Source organism: Actinoplanes lutulentus, from assembly GCF_003259845.1.
Lineage (GTDB): Bacteria > Actinomycetota > Actinomycetes > Mycobacteriales > Micromonosporaceae > Actinoplanes > Actinoplanes lutulentus.
In genome coordinates, this window is sequence record NZ_QLMJ01000001.1 from 140,474 (window position 1) to 156,720 (window position 16,247).

Here is a 16,247-nt window from a genome sequence, read left to right on the forward strand (position 1 = left end):
GAGTCGGGTGTAATCACGGGCATGTCGCACGTGCCTTCGTTGACCGATCTGATCGCTCGTTATCTGCCGCCGGCCACTGAGGCGTGCCCGACGTTCGCCGAGAACTCGCGGTTCGAGCCGATCATCGACGGGGTCACCTACTTCACCGAGCTCGCCGCGCACCTGGAGGCGCTCGGGCCCGGCGACGGCGTCTACATCGCCGGCTACCAGGTGGACCCGCACCTCGATCTGACCGGTCGCGTCGCCGGTGAGGCCGGTTATCGGCCGTTCACCGACGTGCTCGCCGAGAAGGCCGCGGACGGCACCGACGTACGGATCGTGCTCAGCGCGGCCGAGTACCCCGGCGGCGGTCCGTGGCTGCCGATCGGGCCGTTCCTGGCCAACACCCTCGCCGCGCGGGTGATCCGGGCGTGGAAGCCGTCCACCCGCGAAACCGGTCCCACGCTGGAGAACCGGGTGCTGCTGGACTGGTCCGGCCCGGCGCTGGGATCCAACCATCAGAAGCTGGTGGTGTTCAGTCACGGTGGCGTGCTCACCGCGTACGTCGGCGGTCTTGATCTTTCGCCGTCGCGGTTCGACCATTCGCCGCATCGGCGCCTGCGGCTCGGCGAACACCGGTGGGGCTGGCACGACGCGGCCGCGCGCCTGCACGGACCGGCCGCGGTCCGGGTACGGGAGACCTTCCAGTTCCGCTGGCAGAACACCGCCGCCCTGCCGCCGCGGTTCATCGCGAAGAACCTGCCGCCGGAGTACTTCCACCTGTCCTCCGGGGAGCGGACCGTGCTCAACCCGGAGGACACGGCGGGTGACCTGCCGCCAGTGCCCGCGCAGCCGGAGCACCCGGCGGAGGGGACCGCGGTGCAGGTGGTGCGCTCCTACCGGCCATGGAGTCTGTACCGGCACCGCGGCTGGCGGCGGATGCGCCGGGCGAACGTGGTCCGGGCCGGCATCCAGGAGATCTATCAGGCGATGTCCACCGCGATCGGCGCGGCCGAGCGGTACATCTACCTGGAGGATCAGTACTTTCACGAGGCGCCCGGCGGCGATCCCCGCTTCCAGTTGTACGGCGCCCTGCGGTCCGCGGCCCGTCGCGGTGTCAAGGTCATTCTGATCGGTTCCGGCCGCAAGGACCCGGCCGACGGCGGTGACAGCACGGTACGCCCGGTGATCACGCACGACCTGCGCCGCCGGGTGCTGGACCGGCTGCCGGTCGCCGACCGCCGCAACGTGGTGATGTACCGGATCGACAACCTGACCGTGCACACGAAGCTGATGCTGGTCGACGACGTGTTCGCCAGCATCGGATCGGCGAACTTCTTCAGCCGCTCGATGGTCGGCACCGACAGCGAGATCACGTCCACCCTGGTCACCACCGGCGACCTGGTCCGCGACCTGCGCGTCCGGCTGTGGGCCGAACACCTGCGCACGCCGCTGGACTCCCAGCTCCTCCCGGCGCTGACCGACCTGGACACCGCCCTGGGCATCTGGCGACGCGAGTGGCTGCCGGCCGGTCATCCGCCGCAGACCTGGCGCCAGGCCGGGCTGCCGGCCGGTTTCGTCCCGGCCGAGTGGGCGCTGACCCCGGCCCGCTACTCCCCCGCCGTGCTGCGCCGGGAACGGTGGCGTCGCTGAGATCCGGTTGAGGGCGCCGGGGTACGACGATCACCGGATGGGCTTGTCGAAGCGGTACCCCTCGGCGCGATTGTGCCAACTGATCAGCCGCAGAGAGGCAGCGACGCCTCCGACGGCCTGAGGTTGCACCCCTACAAGCCCCGTAAGGGTGCGACCAGGGACGCCATCGATTGACCGCCTTCACTGGCCGTGGCAGCGTCGTCGAGGTAATTGTCGTTCGGGGGGAGACGCATCATGCCTGACCGCAGAGCCGTACTTACCGGATCCGCCGCAGCCGTGTTCGCCGCGAGCGCCGGAATCACGTCACGGGCCGAAGCATCGGCAGGCGGCAAGGAGCCAGGCGGCCTGGACCGGGCCGCGTTGCAGGCCGCTCTGGATCAGATCGTGGGCACCGGGGCAACAGCGGCCCTGGCCCGCGTGGACAGCCCGTCCGGCAGCTGGCGTGGGGCCAGCGGGGTGGCACGGCTCGGACATCCGGCCCGGCCGGTGCCCGGCGGCAGGTTCCGCATCGGCAGCATCACCAAAACCTTCGTCGCCACCGTAATACTCCAGCTGGTGGGCGAGGACCGGCTGCGCCTCGACGACACTCTGGAACGCTGGCTGCCGGGCGCGGTGCCGGGCGGTGCCCGGATCACCATCCGGCACCTGCTGCAGCACACCAGCGGGCTGTTCAACTACACCGAGGCGCTGTTCGGATCCGTCGAGGACGTTCTGGACGCGCGGTATCGCACGTTCCGGCCGGAGGAGCTCGTCGCTCTTGCCGCCGAGCGGCCGCCGTTGTTCGAGCCGGGCACCTCCTGGTCGTACTCGAACACCAACTACATCCTGTTGGGCCTCATCGTGCGCAGGGTGACCGGTCGCCCGTACGCAAAAGAGGTGGAGCGGCGCATCCTGCGGCCGCTGCGGCTGACCGGCACCGAGGTGCCCGGCACCGATACCACGATCGACGGGCCGCACGCGCACGGGTACGAACCGATCGAGCAGAACGGCGAGATCGTTCCGCTGGACTTCACCGACCTCAACCCGTCGATGGCGTACGCCGCCGGTGAGATCGTCTCGACCACGGCGGACCTCAACCGGTTCTTCCGATCGCTGCTGGGTGGACGGCTGTTGCGCCGGCCGCAGCTCGCCGAGATGCTGGCGAACCCGGTCGGCGAGATCGGTTACGGCCTCGGCATCTTCCAGCAGCCGCTGCCCGGCGGCCCGACGTTGTGGGGGCACGACGGCGGCATCTTCGGCTATCTGACCTACTCGTTCTCCACACCGGACGCCGCCACACAGCTCACCGTGTCGATCAATCCGTGGCTCGGTGACTTCGGGGAGGCACTGCTCGACCTGGCGCTGACCGCGTTCGGGGTGACCGCTCCGGCGGCCAGAGCCACAGCGACGGCGGGGCTGTTCCCGGCGCTGGGAATACGTTTGCCGAAGGTCTGACACGAACGGATCGAGGTCACTCCGGACTCGCCGCTGCGGACCACCTCGGGGATCCGCGGCCAAGCCGCGCAGCGACATCGGCGCGTCGCGGTGCGACGATCACCGGATGGGCTTCCCGAAGCGGTACCACGATGACATGGTCACGGCGTACCGTCGCCTGGCGAATCCGATCGTGCCGGTGGCCGACTTCCCGTCCTCCCAGGGGGCGGTCCGTTTCGCCAGGTTCGGTGCCGGTCGGCCTGTTCTGGTGCTGCACGGCAGCGGCGGCGGCTGGGATCAGGGCGTCGACTGGGCGCAGCGCCGCCTGGGACCGGACCACGATGTGATCAGTCCGTCCCGGTTCGGTTATCCCGGTTCCGGCCTTCCCGGCCAGGCATCGGTCGCGGGCCAGGCCGCCGTCCTGGTCGAACTGCTGGATCACCTCGGTGTCGAGCGAGCCGATGTGGTCGGCCTCTCCGCCGGCTCGGTACCGGCACTTCAGCTGGCCGCGGACCATCCCGGGCGTGTCCGGCGCCTGGTCGTCGAGTCGCCCCTGCTGCCGCTGACCGGACGGGCGCCGCTGCCTCCGATTCCGGCGGTCCGCGCCCTGAGCCGGGCACAGTTCCTGCTCTGGCTGACCACGAAGGTTCCCGCGGTGGTGAAGCTGGCCGCCGGAGCGCCGCCGGCGAAGCTTCCGAAGGAGCATCGCGACGAGCTCGACGCGATCAACGCGACGATGTTTCCGCTGGCTCCTCGCCGTGCGGGCACCGTCCACGACCGGGTCGTGGTCGCGCCGCACGCCCTCGCCGACCGCATCGATGTCGCGGGGATCGGCTGCCCGGTGCTGATCATCAACGCCGCGCATGCCCTGCTGGCACCCCACGACGACCTCGTACGGTTCGCCGCCCGGCTGCGCGACGCCCGTACCCTCGAATTGGAGAGCGGTGGGCACGTGCTCATCGGCAATGTCGCGGCGCTGCGGCAGGCGATCGCCGGCTTCCTCGGCAGCTGACCAGGCACAGCGTGGGCCCCGGGAAGAATTCCCGGGGCCCACAACCACTACCGCCGACCGGTGTAGAGCTGGTTCACCTGCTCAACGCTGAGCTCGGCGTTGAACAGGCGGAAGTCGTCGATCAGGCCGTCGAACCTGGCGTCGCCCCAGCTGGTGCCGCCGAGGAAGTTGGCCGTGGTGGCACCGCCCACGCCCACGTCGCCGATGTTGATCGGGAAGTCGGTGCGGATGGCCTGCTGGACGCCGTTGAAGTAGATCCTTCCGGTGGAGCCGTTCATCGTGAACACCACGTGCGTCCAATCATTGAGCGGCAGATCCCGGCCGGCGCCGAGCAGGAGCCGCTCCTGTGCGGCCACCCCCGGCGCCTTGAAGGTCGCCCCGAAGCCGGTGGTCCCGCCGTTCGTGGCCGACTGGAGCAGGAAGAACGTGTCCGTGCTGCTGCCGATCTGCAGCAGCGGCACCCAGCTCGGCAACGCGTCCGGACGTGCCCAGAAGGACACGGTGAACTGCTCGTCCAAGCCGGCGTCGACGTTGTCGGGCAGCCGGACCTGGTTGCCCGTGCTCGCGGCGCCGCCCGGCAGCGACGCCGCGCCGCCGATCCGGCCACCGGTGGCCCAGCCCGTCGTGCCCTGCAGGGTGGCCGCGCCGATCGACGTCTTCGTCCCGATGTTCGCGGCGGAGACGCCCTGGCCCTCGTCGAAGGTGTACCGGACTCCGGCGCCCTCGTTGTACATCGCGGCCACGGCGGCGGCGCTCAGTGCCGAGGTGGAGAGGCGTACGTCGTCGATCAGGCCGTCGAACGCCGGGTCGGGGTATCCGTTGCGGCCCAGCCAGTTGTTGGTGGTCGGGCCGATCGCGGTCATGCCGATGGTGAGGTCGCTGCGGCTCGCGATCGCCTCGCCGTTGAGGTAGAGCGTGCCGATCGAGCCCTGTCGGGTGAAGGCCACGTGGTTCCACTGGCCGGCGGTCACGTCGCGGACCGGGCTGGCGTAGACCCGTTCCTCGGCGGCGCTGGTCTTCGCCTTGAAGGTGGCGGCGAGCCCGGTGCTGCCGCCCGCCTGGGTCTGCATCTGGATCTGGAAGTAGCTCCCGGCGGAGCCCAGCCCGTCACCGATGTGGAACAGGCCGGTCCAGTTGTTCAACGCGTCCGGGCGTACCCAGAACCCGGTGGAGAAGTTCGTCGCGTTCTGCAGCAGGTTGTCCGGCAGGTCCACCGCGTTGGTGTTGCTGCCGCCCGGCAGGTTGACCGCCTTGCCGATGACACCGCTGGTGGACCAGCCGGTGGTTCCGGTCAGGACGGCCGGCCCGGGGCCGCCGGGTGCGCCGGTGTTCGGGGCCGTGGTGCCCTGGCCCTCCTCGAACTCGTATCGGACCGGGACACCGGCAACCGGCGGCGGCGGGTCGTCACCCACGATCACCAGGTCGTCGACCATCACGCCGACGCCGGTCCCCGTCAAGGTCAGGGTCTGCGTCGCCGTCGCGGCCGTGAAGGTGCCGACGTACGTACCAAAGGCTCCTGTGGAAGGCAGGCTGGTCGCGGCCGTGAGAGTGGCGCTGAGGTTGCCGATCGACAGCGCAGCTGTCGCCGAGCCGGACCCGGCGGCCGACCGGCTGTCGCGTGCGTAACGCAGCGAGATCCGATAGGTGCCGCCTGGGGTGAGGTCGGTGAGGGTGCGTCTGATGCTGCCCGCGGCGCCCAGGCCGAGCTGGTAACCGGTGAGGCCGAGGCCGCCCTGACCGGTGGAGGCGCCGCGCACCAGCTGGACCTGGCTCTGGACCGTCCACGGTGACATCCGGTTGCCGGCTGCGGGGACGTCGACGGTCGCCGGCGGGTTCGCGGTACGCCACTCGGCGGGCACGATCGGGTATTCGAACTGGTCGACGACCCGCGGGTTCAGCTGGGTGAGCTTCACCGCCGGGTCGATCTGGACGATCTTCGCGACCGACGGGGTGCCGGCGGCGTTCCAGGCGAACAGCATGTACGACCCGGGCGGCGCGTAGGTGCCGTTGACCGGCGCGGTGATGTTCACCGTGCCACCGGACTGGGTGAACTGCAGGTCCTGGAAGTTCTGGTCGTTGTTGAAGCCGTGGGTGACCGACCCGTTGCGGACCAGCGTGACCCGGGAGACGGTGCCGGACGCGGTGATCGCGAAGTTGCCGTTGTAACCGATCTTCTGGGGCGCGGTGCTGATCACCGGGCGGGTGGCGGGCTGGTCGCCGTCGAACAGGTATGACGGGGAGTAGTACTCAACGTCGGTGTAGTTGCGCGGGCCGGGAGCACCGCCACCGCCCATCATCACGCGGCCGTCGGGCAGCAGCAGGGCCGCCGAGTGGTAGAGCCGGGCGTGCTCGTACGGCACCGCGACCTCGGTCCAGTCACCGGAGTCCGGGTCCCAGATCTCGGCGTTGGTGACGTATCCGCCGGCGCCGTTGTTCTCCCGGCCGCCGCCGGTGACCAGCACGTCGCCGTCGGGCAGGACCGTCGAGGTGGCCCAGTGGCGCTGGTACTTCATCGGGTCGGTCGCCGCGATGACCGGGCTGGCCGTGCCACCGGTGATGTCGACGGTGAAGCCGGCGCGCGCGCCGTCCGGGCCGCCGCCGTTGCCCCACCAGCCGCCGCCGACCTGGAGGATCTTGCCGGGGCGGTACATGGTGGCGGTGGAGGTGGCGCCGACCGGGTTGCCGTTGGCGCCCTGGTTGGCGATACCGCTGGGCAGGGTGCCCCGCAGGGTGAGCTGTCCGGTGCCGTTGTTGCCGGCCGGGTTGAGCTCGAACATCTGGGTGCCGCTGATGTTGAACAGGTTCCCGCTGCCCGGTGCCACGAAGGCCCGGGGGTACCACCAGCGGTTCTCATCGGTGCTGCCGTCGCCGTAGGCCACCGCGCTGGTGGCGCCGTCGAGCGTCTTCCAGCCCGAGCCCTGGGTCGGTGCGTAGATCTCCGGCGTGAGCACGCCGGGCCCGCCCGGTCCGCCGCGGAGGCTGCCGCCCTGCACGACGATGTCACCGTTGGGCATCGTGGTGCCGGTCGGGTACCACCGCGGGTAATTCATCGGCGCTTCGTTCTGCAGCCCGTTGTTGGTGGTGTAACTGGTGACGCCGACGGCCGCGTCGTTGGGTGAGTTGCCGCCCAGGCCGTCGTCACCACCCACGGTCATCGTGGAGTGGTCGTGCGGGCTCTGCACCTGCATCGAGCAGAACAGGTCGGTGTAACTGACGTTCGGCAGGATCCCGGCGCGCAGGTTGGACAGGGTGCGTGCCTGGGCGGGGTCCCAGACGTCGACCTCCATCTGGCCGCCCTGGGTGATCGCGTCGTTGCCGGTCCAGTCGTACGGAGTGGTGTCGGTGGCCCACCCGCCGACGCTGCCGAACGACTGCACCTTGCCGTCCGAGGTCAGCGCCATGTTGATCGGCATGAGCGGCCACGGTGTGACACCGCTCCAGGCGCCGGCACCGTCCTTCGCCGGCGGTGAGCAGTCGGCCGGCAGCAGCCCGGCGGCGTACGCGATGCCGTTCTTCAGCTGGGCCCGGATGAACGGCTCGGAGTACGCGGTGCCCTCGTGGCCCATGCCGGTGTACCAGGACCGGCCGGAGTCGATCTTCTGGCACCAGGTGATCGGATGCGAGGTGCCCTGACGTCCCCCGCCGTACGACGCCTCGTCGGCTTCGAGCAGGGTACGCACGCTGGGCGCCGGGTTGACGACCCAGTCGTACCATTCGTCGCTGCGGGTGATCTCGGCCTGCACACCCTGGGTGAGCGGGTGGCCGGTGGCCTTCACGACCACCCGGCCCGGCCGGACGCCGGGGTTCTCCGGGTGGCCCTCGGAGACCGCGCCGACCAGGCGGGCGTAGAACGGGTTGACGTCGTGCTCGCTCTCGCCGACCGACCATCCGGTGTAGTGCAGGCCGGTGAAACCGCCACCACCACGGATGTATCCCTCAAGGGCGGTGCGCTGCGCCGCGTTGAACAGCACGCCACCGGTCTGCGCGAAGACCACGGTGTCCCGGACGGCGAGGCCCGCGGTGGTGAATACCGCGGGGTCGTCGGTCTCGGTCAGGTCCACCGGCTGGCCGTACTGCGTGCCGAGCTGGGTGACGAGTTCCCGGACGGCCTGGCGCGCCTGGACGTTCGAGGCGTGGAAGTTGGGCTTGTAGAACAGCAGGACGTTGAGCCGGCCGTCGTCGACGGCAGCGACCCGGGCGACGGCGCTGGCCGGGGCGGGGGACACCGATCCGGCGACCAGCGACAACGTGAGGAACGCCGCGCCGAGTCGGGCGAGCAAGGGGAAGCGGGGCACTTTCATAAGAGCTCCCAGGAGTTCGGCTGACGTGGCGGCGAGGACGGTCGCCGCCACGAGCCTGAACGTATGACGCTCATGGATGCATAGTCAAGAACTGCATCTTTATATATGAACCAAAATAGAACAGGTCTTCATATGTGAACTGAAAACCTATCTACGCACCCTAGCGCTGCCTCCACCGGCGAGCGCCAGGACTTCCTCACGGGTCGCCATCGAGGTGTCCCCCGGCGTCGTCATCGCGAGCGCGCCGTGCGCGGCACCCAGCTCCAGACACGATTGGAGCTCCTCCCCCTGGAGCAGGCCGTAGATCAGCCCGGAGGCGAACCCGTCGCCACCACCGACCCGGTCGAAGATGCCGAGGTGGTCACGCGCGGCCGAGGACAGCACACCCGTCCCCGGTGACCAGGCGATCGCCTGCCAGTCGTTGGCACTGGCGTTGTGGACAGTCCGCAGAGTGGTCGCCACGACCGAGAGCCAGGGCATCTTGCCCGCCACCGTGCCGACCATCTCGGTGAAGCTGTCCATCGGCAGCGCCGACAGCAGCTCGTCGACGTGCGCGACGTCGAACCCGAGTGCGGCGGTGAAGTCCTCCTCGTTGCCGATCATCACGTCGACGTGCCGGGCCAGCCTGGTGTTGACCTCCCGCGCCACCTCGGTGCCGCCGATGCCGGCCCACAGGCTGGGCCGGTAGTTGAGGTCGAACGAGACGACAGTGCCGTGGCGCTGCGCGGCGGCCATCGCCTCCTCGGCCACGGCTGCCGCGTTCTCCGACAGGGCCGCGAAGATCCCGCCGGTGTGCAGCCAGCGGACCCCGCGCCGGCCGAACAGGTCGTCCCAGTCGATCGTGCCCGGTCGCACATTGGCGATCGCGGTGTGGGCGCGGTCAGACACCCCGACGGCTCCGCGTACGCCGAAACCGCGCTCGGTGAAGTTGAGCCCGTTGCGCACCGTGCGGCCGATGCCGTCGTACTTCTCCCAGCGGATCAGTGACGTGTCGACGCCGCCCTGCATGATCAGGTTCTCGACCAGGCGGCCGATCTCGTTGTCCGCGAACGCGGTCACCACCGCGGCCCGGAGCCCGAACACCTTGCGCATCCCGCGGGCGACGTTGTACTCCCCGCCGCCCTCCCACACGTCGAAGGTGCGGGCCGTGCGTACCCGGCCGGCGCCGGGATCGAGCCGCAGCATCACCTCGCCGAGCGCCACGATGTCGAACTCGCAGTCCTCGGCAGGCCTGATGGTGATCATAAAATCGCACACCTCTCCGCGACCTCGTCCCATTTCTTGCCGGCCAGCAGATCCGGCGCCACCATCCAGCTCCCACCGACGGCCGCGACGGCCGGATGGTCGAGATAGGAACGCGCGCTCTGCGCGGTTATCCCCCCGGTCGGGACGAACCTGACCTGGGGGAAGGCCGCGGCCAGGGCCTTGACCGTCGGCAGACCGCCACTGGCCTCGGCCGGGAAGAACTTGACGGTGTCCAGGCCGAGGTCCAGCGCCGCGATGATCTCGGTGGCGGTGCTGACCCCGGGGATCACCGGCAGGTGGAGAGCCTGGCACCGGCGCACCACCTCGGCACTCAGACCGGGCGACACGACGAACCTGGCGCCCGCCTCGTAGGCCTGGTCGACCTGCGCGGCCTTGATGACCGTGCCGGCACCGACCGTCAGGTCGCCGCGCTGGGCGAGACGACGCAGGACGGTCGCCGCCCCCTCGGTGCGGAAGGTGACCTCGGCGATCGGCAGCCCACCGGCGACCAGCGCTGCCCCGAGATCGTCAGCGGAGGCCGGATCGTGCAGAACAACGACCGGAATGACGCGAAAATCCCCGATCATCGCAGCTCGGCGATCACGGTCTTGAGTTCGGTGTAGTCGTCCAGGCCGAACGACCCCAGCTCACGGCCCCAGCCGGACTGCTTGAAGCCACCGCGCGGCAGGGTGACGTCGTCGGCGTGCCAGGTGTTGAGCCACACCGTGCCGGCCCGCAGACGGGCGCCGACGCGGTGCGCCGTGCCGATGTTGTTCGACCAGACGCCGGCGGCGAGCCCGTACACCGTGTTGTTCGCGGCCGCGACGACCTCGTCCTCGGTGTCGAACGGGATCGCGGTCACGACCGGACCGAAGATCTCGTCGGTCTGCACCGCCATCTGCTCGGTGACACCGGTGATCAGCGTCGGCGCCACGAAGAAGCCACGGTCACCGATCGCGTCGGCGCTGCCCGCGTTCAGTACGGCGCCGTCGCGGACCGCGCCACGGATGTAGCCCAGTACCTTCTCGTGCTGCTCCTGCGAGACGAGCGGGCCCATCTGCGAGTTCGCGTCGAAGCCGTCGCCCACCGTGATCGCGCGGGCCGCGGCGGCCACGCCCTCCACGACCCGGTCGAAGACACCGCGCTGGACGTAGAGGCGCGAGCCGTTGACGCAGCACTGCCCCTCGTTGAAGTAGCCGCCCAGCACCGCGCCGGCGATGGCGGCGTCGATGTCCGCGTCGTTGAAGATGATGTTGGGGGCCTTGCCGCCGAGCTCCAGGGAGACCTTCTTGAGGTTGACCGAGGCCGCGGCGGCGATCTTCTTGCCGACCTCGGTGCTGCCGGTGAAGGCGACCTTGTCGACGCCGTGGTGGTCGACCAGTGCGGCCCCGGTGTCGCCGAATCCGGGCAGGATGTTCACCACACCGGCCGGCACGCCGGCCTCCAGCAGCAGCTCACCGAGGCGCAGGGCGGTCAGCGGGGTCTGCTCGGCCGGCTTGAGGATGACGGTGTTGCCCGCGGTGATCGCCGGGACGATCTTGAAGCAGGCCATCAGCAGCGGGAAGTTCCACGGCACGATGCCCGCGACGACGCCGACCGCCTCGCGGCGGGTGTAGGCGTGGAACTCGCGACCCGGCACCGACATCGGGATGGTCGTGCCCTCCATCTTGGTCGCCCAGCCCGCGAAGTACCGGAAGAGCTCGGCCGAGACCGCGACGTCACCGTCCCGGGCCGCCTCGACGCGCTTGCCGTTGTCGAGGGCCTCCAGCTGGGCGAACTCGTCGGCGTGCGCCTCGATCAGGTCGCCGATGCGCCAGAGCAGGTGCGAGCGGTCTCGTGGGGTCATCCGCGACCACGGGCCGGACTCGAACGCCGACCGGGCCGCCACGACCGCGCGGTCGACGTCGACCGCCGACGCCTGCGCGACCTGGACCAGCGTCTCCTCGGTCGACGGGTTGACGGTGGCGAAGGTCCGGCCGTCCTTGGCGTCGACCCAGTCACCGTCGATGAGCAGCTGCTTGGGAGAAGACAGGAACGAGCGGACGGCGGGGAGAAGATCCGACATGACGACCTTTCTTATTTGATGATCGAGACTTTGGAACCGTCGAGAGTCAGCGCCACCGCGACGACGATGATCACGCCGTACAGGATCTGCTCGTACGCGGACGGCACACCGACGATCGGCAGGCCGACCCGCAGCAGTGTCACGACGAGCGCGCCGGCGAGGCTTCGCCACACGCTGCCGTGCCCACCGGTGATCGCGGTGCCGCCGACGACGATCGCGGCGACCGCCGGCAGCAGCAGGTTGTCGGCCATCGTGGGCCCGCCGCTGAACTGGCGGGACACGAGCATGACCGCGGCGAATCCGGCACAGGCGCCGGAGACGCAGAACGCACCGACCTTGACCAGGTCGACGGGGGTACCGGCGAGGCGCGCCGCCGACTCGGAGTAACCGGTGGCCGAGATCCAGCTCTTCAGCGGGGTCACCGTGAGAACCACGGCGATCACGGCGACCACGACGAACGCCATCACCGCCGACATCGGCAGGTATCCGCCGAGGTAGAGGTCGAGCCATTTGACCGTCGAGTCGTCGACGACGCGTACGGTGCCGGCGCCGGAGACGACCAGGGCGACCGCGGAGAGGATGCTCAGCCCGCCGAGGGTGACGATGAACGACGGGATCCGCAGCAGCACGTGGGCCAGGCCCTGCACCGCGCCGATCGTCGCGGCGACCGCGATGACCGCCGGTGTGGCCAGCGCGCCGAGGTCCGGCAGCCACAGGGCCAGCAGGACGGTCGACAGCGAGGCCAGCGCCGCGATGGACAGGTCGATGCCGCCACAGAGGACGACGAGCGTCGCCCCCGCGGCGAGCACGATGAGCGGCGCGGCGGTCCGCAGCGCCGCGGTCAGGCTGCGCTGGGTCAGGAAATCCGCGTCGGCGACAGTGAGTGCGGCCACCAGCGTGACCAGGGCGATGAGCGGCATGAACCCGGTGATACGCACCGGCAGTCTGAAGGCAGCGACGTGAGTGGTCATACCATCTCTTTCACGAGATCCAGCGGGCTCGGCTTGCCGCCGTTCGGGCAGGCGACCTCGGCCACGACCCGTCCGTCGCTCATCACCAGGATGCGATCGGCCATGCCGATGGCCTCCTCGAGGCTGTCGGCCAGCAGCACGGTGGCGACGCCGCTGCCGGCGAGTTCACGCATCAGGCGGTACACCTCCGAGCGGGCACCGATGTCCAGGCCACGCGTCGGGTGGTCGAGCAGCAGCAGCTTGATGTCACCGCCGACGAGCCAGCGCGCGAGGACCACCTTCTGCTGATTGCCACCGGACAGCCGGCCGATCGCGGTGTCGCGTCCGGGCGTACGGATGGAAAGCCTTTCGATCCATCGATCCACCAGCGTGGCCTGCTTCTTCGGCGCCACGAACGGTCCCGTGCAGCGGGCCTTCTGCTTGGTCAGGGTCATGTTGTCGGCCACCGACATCGCGCCGACCATGCCCTCGATCTTGCGTTCGGCCGGCACATATCCGATGCCGGCTGCGCAGGCGGCCCGGGTGTGCGGGAGGTCGATCTTCTTGCCGTCCATCCGGATCTCCCCGGCCGTCGTCGGCTCGGCACCGAACAGCGCCCGGCAGACGTCCTCACGACCGGATCCGTGCACACCGACGATCCCCACGATCTCGCCCGCCGCGACATCAAGGTCAACTTCTTGAAAAGACCTTCCAGACAGCTTTCGTACGCTCAACCGAGGCTGTTCCGCGGCCACCAGCGATGCCGCGCCGGAGTGATAGTGGTCGTCGGACCCGGTCGATCCGATCATCAACTTGTGCAGCTCCCCCGGCACCGCGCCGGCCGTGGCGACCTCGCCGACCGACTGCCCGCCGCGCAGCACCGTCACCCGGTCGCACACGTCGAGCACCTCGTCGAGCCGGTGCGAGACGAAGACGACCGAGGCGAACTCGCGCAGCCGGCGGATCTGGGCGAAGAGGGTCTCGATCTCCTTCGACTCCAGCACCGAGGTCGGCTCGTCCAGGATGATCACCGGCGGGTGCTGGCTGCGCTCCTCGATGCGCAGCACCTTCGCGATCTCGACCATCTGCCGTTCGGCGAAGGAGAGCGAGTCGGTACGCGCCAGCGGGTCGATGTCCGAGCCGATCTTGTCGAGCTGCTCCTGTGCCAGCCGGCGCATCGTGTCCCAGCGGTAGACGCCCCGGCGGACCGCGGACCCTTCGCTGCCGAGGACGATGTTCTCCGCGGCGGTCAGGTTGGGCACCAGCGACTGCTCCTGGAAGACCATCCCGATGCCGTGGTTCGCCGCCTCGACGACGCTGCGCAGTCTGACCGGCTCGCCGCGTACGAAAATCTCGCCGGCATCCGGGGCGACCAGGCCGACCAACGCTTTGAGCAGCGTGGACTTACCGGCGCCGTTCTCGCCCGCCAGGCCGAGAACCTCGTTGGGCCGGACCACCAGGTCGACGCCGTCGAGCGCCTTCACCCCCGGGTAGTGCTTGACGAGGCCACGGACCTCCAATGCCGGCACGCTCACTTGACCACCTGGTTTCTCCGACGCTGCGGGATGACGGCGGCGGCGACCGCGGCCACGACGATCAGGCCCTCGACACCGCCCTGCCAGTAGGGACTGACTCCGACCTGCACGAGACCGTTCGTGAGCACCATGACGAGCAGGACTCCGACGGCGGAGTGCAGGATTCCGCCGCGGCCGCCGGTGAGCAGGGTGCCGCCGACCACGGCGGCGGTGATGGCCGAGAAGTCGTATCCGTCGCCGGCCTGGACCAGGCCGGCGCCGAGCTGGCTGGTCACCATGACCCCACCCAACCCGTAGAAGGCGCCGGCCAGGGTGAAGACCGCGACCTTGTACGGCTTCACCCGCACCCCGGAGAGCGTGAGCACCTCCTCGGCGCCGCCGATCGCGAAGGCGTACCGGCCGAGCCGGGTGTACCGCTGGATCAGCCAGCCCACCAGGATGCACGCGGCGGCGATCCAGGCCAGGTAGGAGAAGCCGAGGAAGCGCTCGATCGCCCAGCTCTCCAGCATGGTGTCGGTGATGTTGGGCTGGACGCCGGCGAACATCAGCGTCGCGACGCCGAGCCCGATGGCCGACACCCCCAGCGTGGCCATGAACGACGGCACCTTCAGCAGCACCAGGGCCAGCCCGCTCAGGCAGCCGAACGCGCAGCCCAGCAGCACGGCGGCGCCGATGCCGAGCAGCCCGTAATCGTTGTCGTTACGGTTGTTGGCCACCAGCAGCGACACGGTCAGGGCGGAGGCGCCCATCACGCCGGCCGCGGAGAGGTCGATCGACCCCATCATCAGCACGAACGTGATGCCGGAGGTGACGACGGCGAGCACCGCGGCCGCGTCCACGATGTTCTGGACGTTGTCCACGCTGCGGAACTGCGGGCTCAGGGCCGCGAAGATTCCGAAGATGACGACCAGCGCGACCGGTGGGCCGGCGTCTCGGAACGACGCGCCTCGCCGGGACTGGCGGCGAGGCGCGGTGGCGACCGCGGAAGTCAGCGTCACGTCAGTGGCCCGGCCACACGGTTGAAGACGTTGGCGCACTCGAAGTCCGCGGGGTTCGTCTTCGGCGTCGCGAAGCCGGCGGCGTTGTCCTTCGTGACGAGGAACTGCTTGGCGAAGAACGCCCGGTTGTCGGCGGCGATGTCGGCGGCCTTCAACTTGCCGGTGGCGACGCAGTACCCGATCGCCAGGCCGATGCCGCCCTGCCAGGTGCCGTCGCTGGAGACGGTGGCGGTCATGTCGCCCTTCTGCACGGCACCGACCGCGTCCGGGACGGCGTCGATACCGACGACAGCGACCTTGCCGGCCTTGCCTGCCTGCTGGAGCGCTTCCAGGGCGCCGAGCGCCATGTCGTCGTTGGCGGCCCAGATGCCCTTGACGTTGTCACCGTGCTTGGTGAGCAGCGTCTTGGTGACGGTGAGTGCCTCGGCGCGGGAGAAGTTGGCGGCCTGCTGGTCGAGCAGCTTGACGCCGGTGTTCTTGGCGAGCGACGCCTCGAGGCCGGCGAACCGGTCCTTGGCGGCAGCGGTGTCGAGCACACCCTGCAGCGCGATGATGCCGCCGGAGCCGCCGATCGCGGTGGCGAGCGCGTCACCGATCTGCTGACCCGACTCGACGCCGTTGTAGGTGATGTGGCTGAGCCAGGTCTTGTGGTCGGCCGGTTTCAGGTCGGCCGGCTTGTTCCACTGGGTGACGAGGTACGCGCCGGCGCTGTCGGCGCCCTTGACGATCGGCGCGGTGTCCGAGTCGCCGTTCGGCAGCACGTTCATGACCAGGCACTTGGTGTCGCCGGCGAGGATCTGGCTGATCTGTTCCTGCTGCTTGGTGGAGTCACCGTCGTAGGTGAGGCGCTCCTGCTTGAGACCGACCGACTGGGCGAAGGCGTCACCGCCGGCCAGCCAGGAGGCTTCGTACGGGTTGGACTCGTTACGAACCTGGCCCACCAGCCGGACGTCGGCTGACTCGCAGCTGCCCGACTCGGCAGCGGCGTTGTCGCCACCGGCCTCCTCGGTGCAGCCGGCCAGGACGGCGGCCATCAGGGACAGGCTGATTATCGTCGCGGAACTCTTCATGTCGATCCTCGATCTCTTATGGGAAC

11 protein-coding genes are annotated in these 16,247 nt (G+C 69.7%); 3 read left to right on the forward strand and 8 right to left on the reverse strand.

Features of this window, described 5'->3' with window-relative positions; genetic code table 11:
- The first annotated feature begins 21 nt into the window (after window positions 1-21).
- The 3 genes from B0I29_RS00540 to B0I29_RS00550 all read left to right on the forward strand — a co-directional run bounded on the left by B0I29_RS00540 (window position 22) and on the right by B0I29_RS00550 (window position 4,057).
- Window positions 22-1,632, forward strand: a complete 1,611-nt coding sequence (locus tag B0I29_RS00540; RefSeq protein ID WP_111646800.1) for a phospholipase D-like domain-containing protein — start codon at window positions 22-24, stop codon at window positions 1,630-1,632.
- Between the two features lie 234 nt (window positions 1,633-1,866).
- Window positions 1,867-3,066 carry a serine hydrolase domain-containing protein gene (locus tag B0I29_RS00545; RefSeq protein WP_111646801.1) on the forward strand — a complete coding sequence of 400 codons (1,200 nt, stop codon included), beginning with the start codon at window positions 1,867-1,869 and terminating at the stop codon, window positions 3,064-3,066.
- Window positions 3,067-3,172: 106 nt separating this feature from the next.
- Complete coding sequence (locus B0I29_RS00550) at window positions 3,173-4,057, forward strand: alpha/beta fold hydrolase (protein ID WP_111646802.1); 885 nt, start codon at window positions 3,173-3,175, stop codon at window positions 4,055-4,057.
- Window positions 4,058-4,104: 47 nt separating this feature from the next.
- On the opposite strand, the gene B0I29_RS00555 is transcribed toward B0I29_RS00550, so the two are convergent.
- The 8 genes from B0I29_RS00555 to B0I29_RS00590 form a co-directional block, all read right to left on the reverse strand.
- Window positions 4,105-8,358, reverse strand: coding sequence for a LamG-like jellyroll fold domain-containing protein (locus tag B0I29_RS00555; RefSeq protein WP_111646803.1), 4,254 nt, complete (start codon window positions 8,356-8,358; stop codon window positions 4,105-4,107).
- A gap of 147 nt (window positions 8,359-8,505) precedes the next feature.
- Window positions 8,506-9,603, reverse strand: coding sequence for a sugar kinase (locus tag B0I29_RS00560; protein WP_111646804.1), 1,098 nt, complete (start codon window positions 9,601-9,603; stop codon window positions 8,506-8,508).
- Window positions 9,600-10,190: a bifunctional 4-hydroxy-2-oxoglutarate aldolase/2-dehydro-3-deoxy-phosphogluconate aldolase gene (gene eda / locus B0I29_RS00565; protein ID WP_111646805.1), complete on the reverse strand. Its 591-nt coding sequence runs from the start codon at window positions 10,188-10,190 to the stop codon at window positions 9,600-9,602. Before eda ends, B0I29_RS00560 begins: the two co-directional genes overlap by 4 nt.
- The gene (locus B0I29_RS00570; RefSeq protein WP_111646806.1) at window positions 10,187-11,668 is read right to left on the reverse strand and encodes an aldehyde dehydrogenase family protein; all 1,482 of its coding nucleotides are present in this window, start codon (window positions 11,666-11,668) and stop codon (window positions 10,187-10,189) included. The genes eda and B0I29_RS00570 overlap by 4 nt, the downstream gene beginning before the upstream one ends.
- Before the next feature lie 11 nt (window positions 11,669-11,679).
- Window positions 11,680-12,639 (reverse strand): ABC transporter permease, encoded by a 960-nt coding sequence (locus B0I29_RS00575; RefSeq protein ID WP_111646807.1) that lies wholly within the window; start codon window positions 12,637-12,639, stop codon window positions 11,680-11,682.
- Complete coding sequence (locus B0I29_RS00580; protein WP_111646808.1) at window positions 12,636-14,153, reverse strand: sugar ABC transporter ATP-binding protein; 1,518 nt, start codon at window positions 14,151-14,153, stop codon at window positions 12,636-12,638. The genes B0I29_RS00575 and B0I29_RS00580 overlap by 4 nt, the downstream gene beginning before the upstream one ends.
- Window positions 14,150-15,151, reverse strand: coding sequence for an ABC transporter permease (locus B0I29_RS00585; protein ID WP_220091246.1), 1,002 nt, complete (start codon window positions 15,149-15,151; stop codon window positions 14,150-14,152). The genes B0I29_RS00580 and B0I29_RS00585 overlap by 4 nt, the downstream gene beginning before the upstream one ends.
- Window positions 15,148-16,221, reverse strand: a complete 1,074-nt coding sequence (locus B0I29_RS00590) for a sugar ABC transporter substrate-binding protein (protein WP_111646809.1) — start codon at window positions 16,219-16,221, stop codon at window positions 15,148-15,150. The genes B0I29_RS00585 and B0I29_RS00590 overlap by 4 nt, the downstream gene beginning before the upstream one ends.
- Window positions 16,222-16,247: the final 26 nt, after the last annotated feature.

Bases quoted from the DNA above. Each gene is read 5' to 3' on its own strand.
- B0I29_RS00575 (WP_111646807.1), bottom strand. From the start codon at position 12,639: ATGACCACTCACGTCGCTGCCTTCAGACTGCCGGTGCGTATCACCGGG.
- eda (WP_111646805.1), bottom strand. From the start codon at position 10,190: ATGATCGGGGATTTTCGCGTCATTCCGGTCGTTGTTCTGCACGATCCG.
- B0I29_RS00570 (WP_111646806.1), bottom strand. From the start codon at position 11,668: ATGTCGGATCTTCTCCCCGCCGTCCGCTCGTTCCTGTCTTCTCCCAAG.
- B0I29_RS00550 (WP_111646802.1), top strand. From the start codon at position 3,173: ATGGGCTTCCCGAAGCGGTACCACGATGACATGGTCACGGCGTACCGT.
- B0I29_RS00545 (WP_111646801.1), top strand. From the start codon at position 1,867: ATGCCTGACCGCAGAGCCGTACTTACCGGATCCGCCGCAGCCGTGTTC.
- B0I29_RS00555 (WP_111646803.1), bottom strand. From the start codon at position 8,358: ATGAAAGTGCCCCGCTTCCCCTTGCTCGCCCGACTCGGCGCGGCGTTC.
- B0I29_RS00590 (WP_111646809.1), bottom strand. From the start codon at position 16,221: ATGAAGAGTTCCGCGACGATAATCAGCCTGTCCCTGATGGCCGCCGTC.
- B0I29_RS00560 (WP_111646804.1), bottom strand. From the start codon at position 9,603: ATGATCACCATCAGGCCTGCCGAGGACTGCGAGTTCGACATCGTGGCG.
- B0I29_RS00540 (WP_111646800.1), top strand. From the start codon at position 22: ATGTCGCACGTGCCTTCGTTGACCGATCTGATCGCTCGTTATCTGCCG.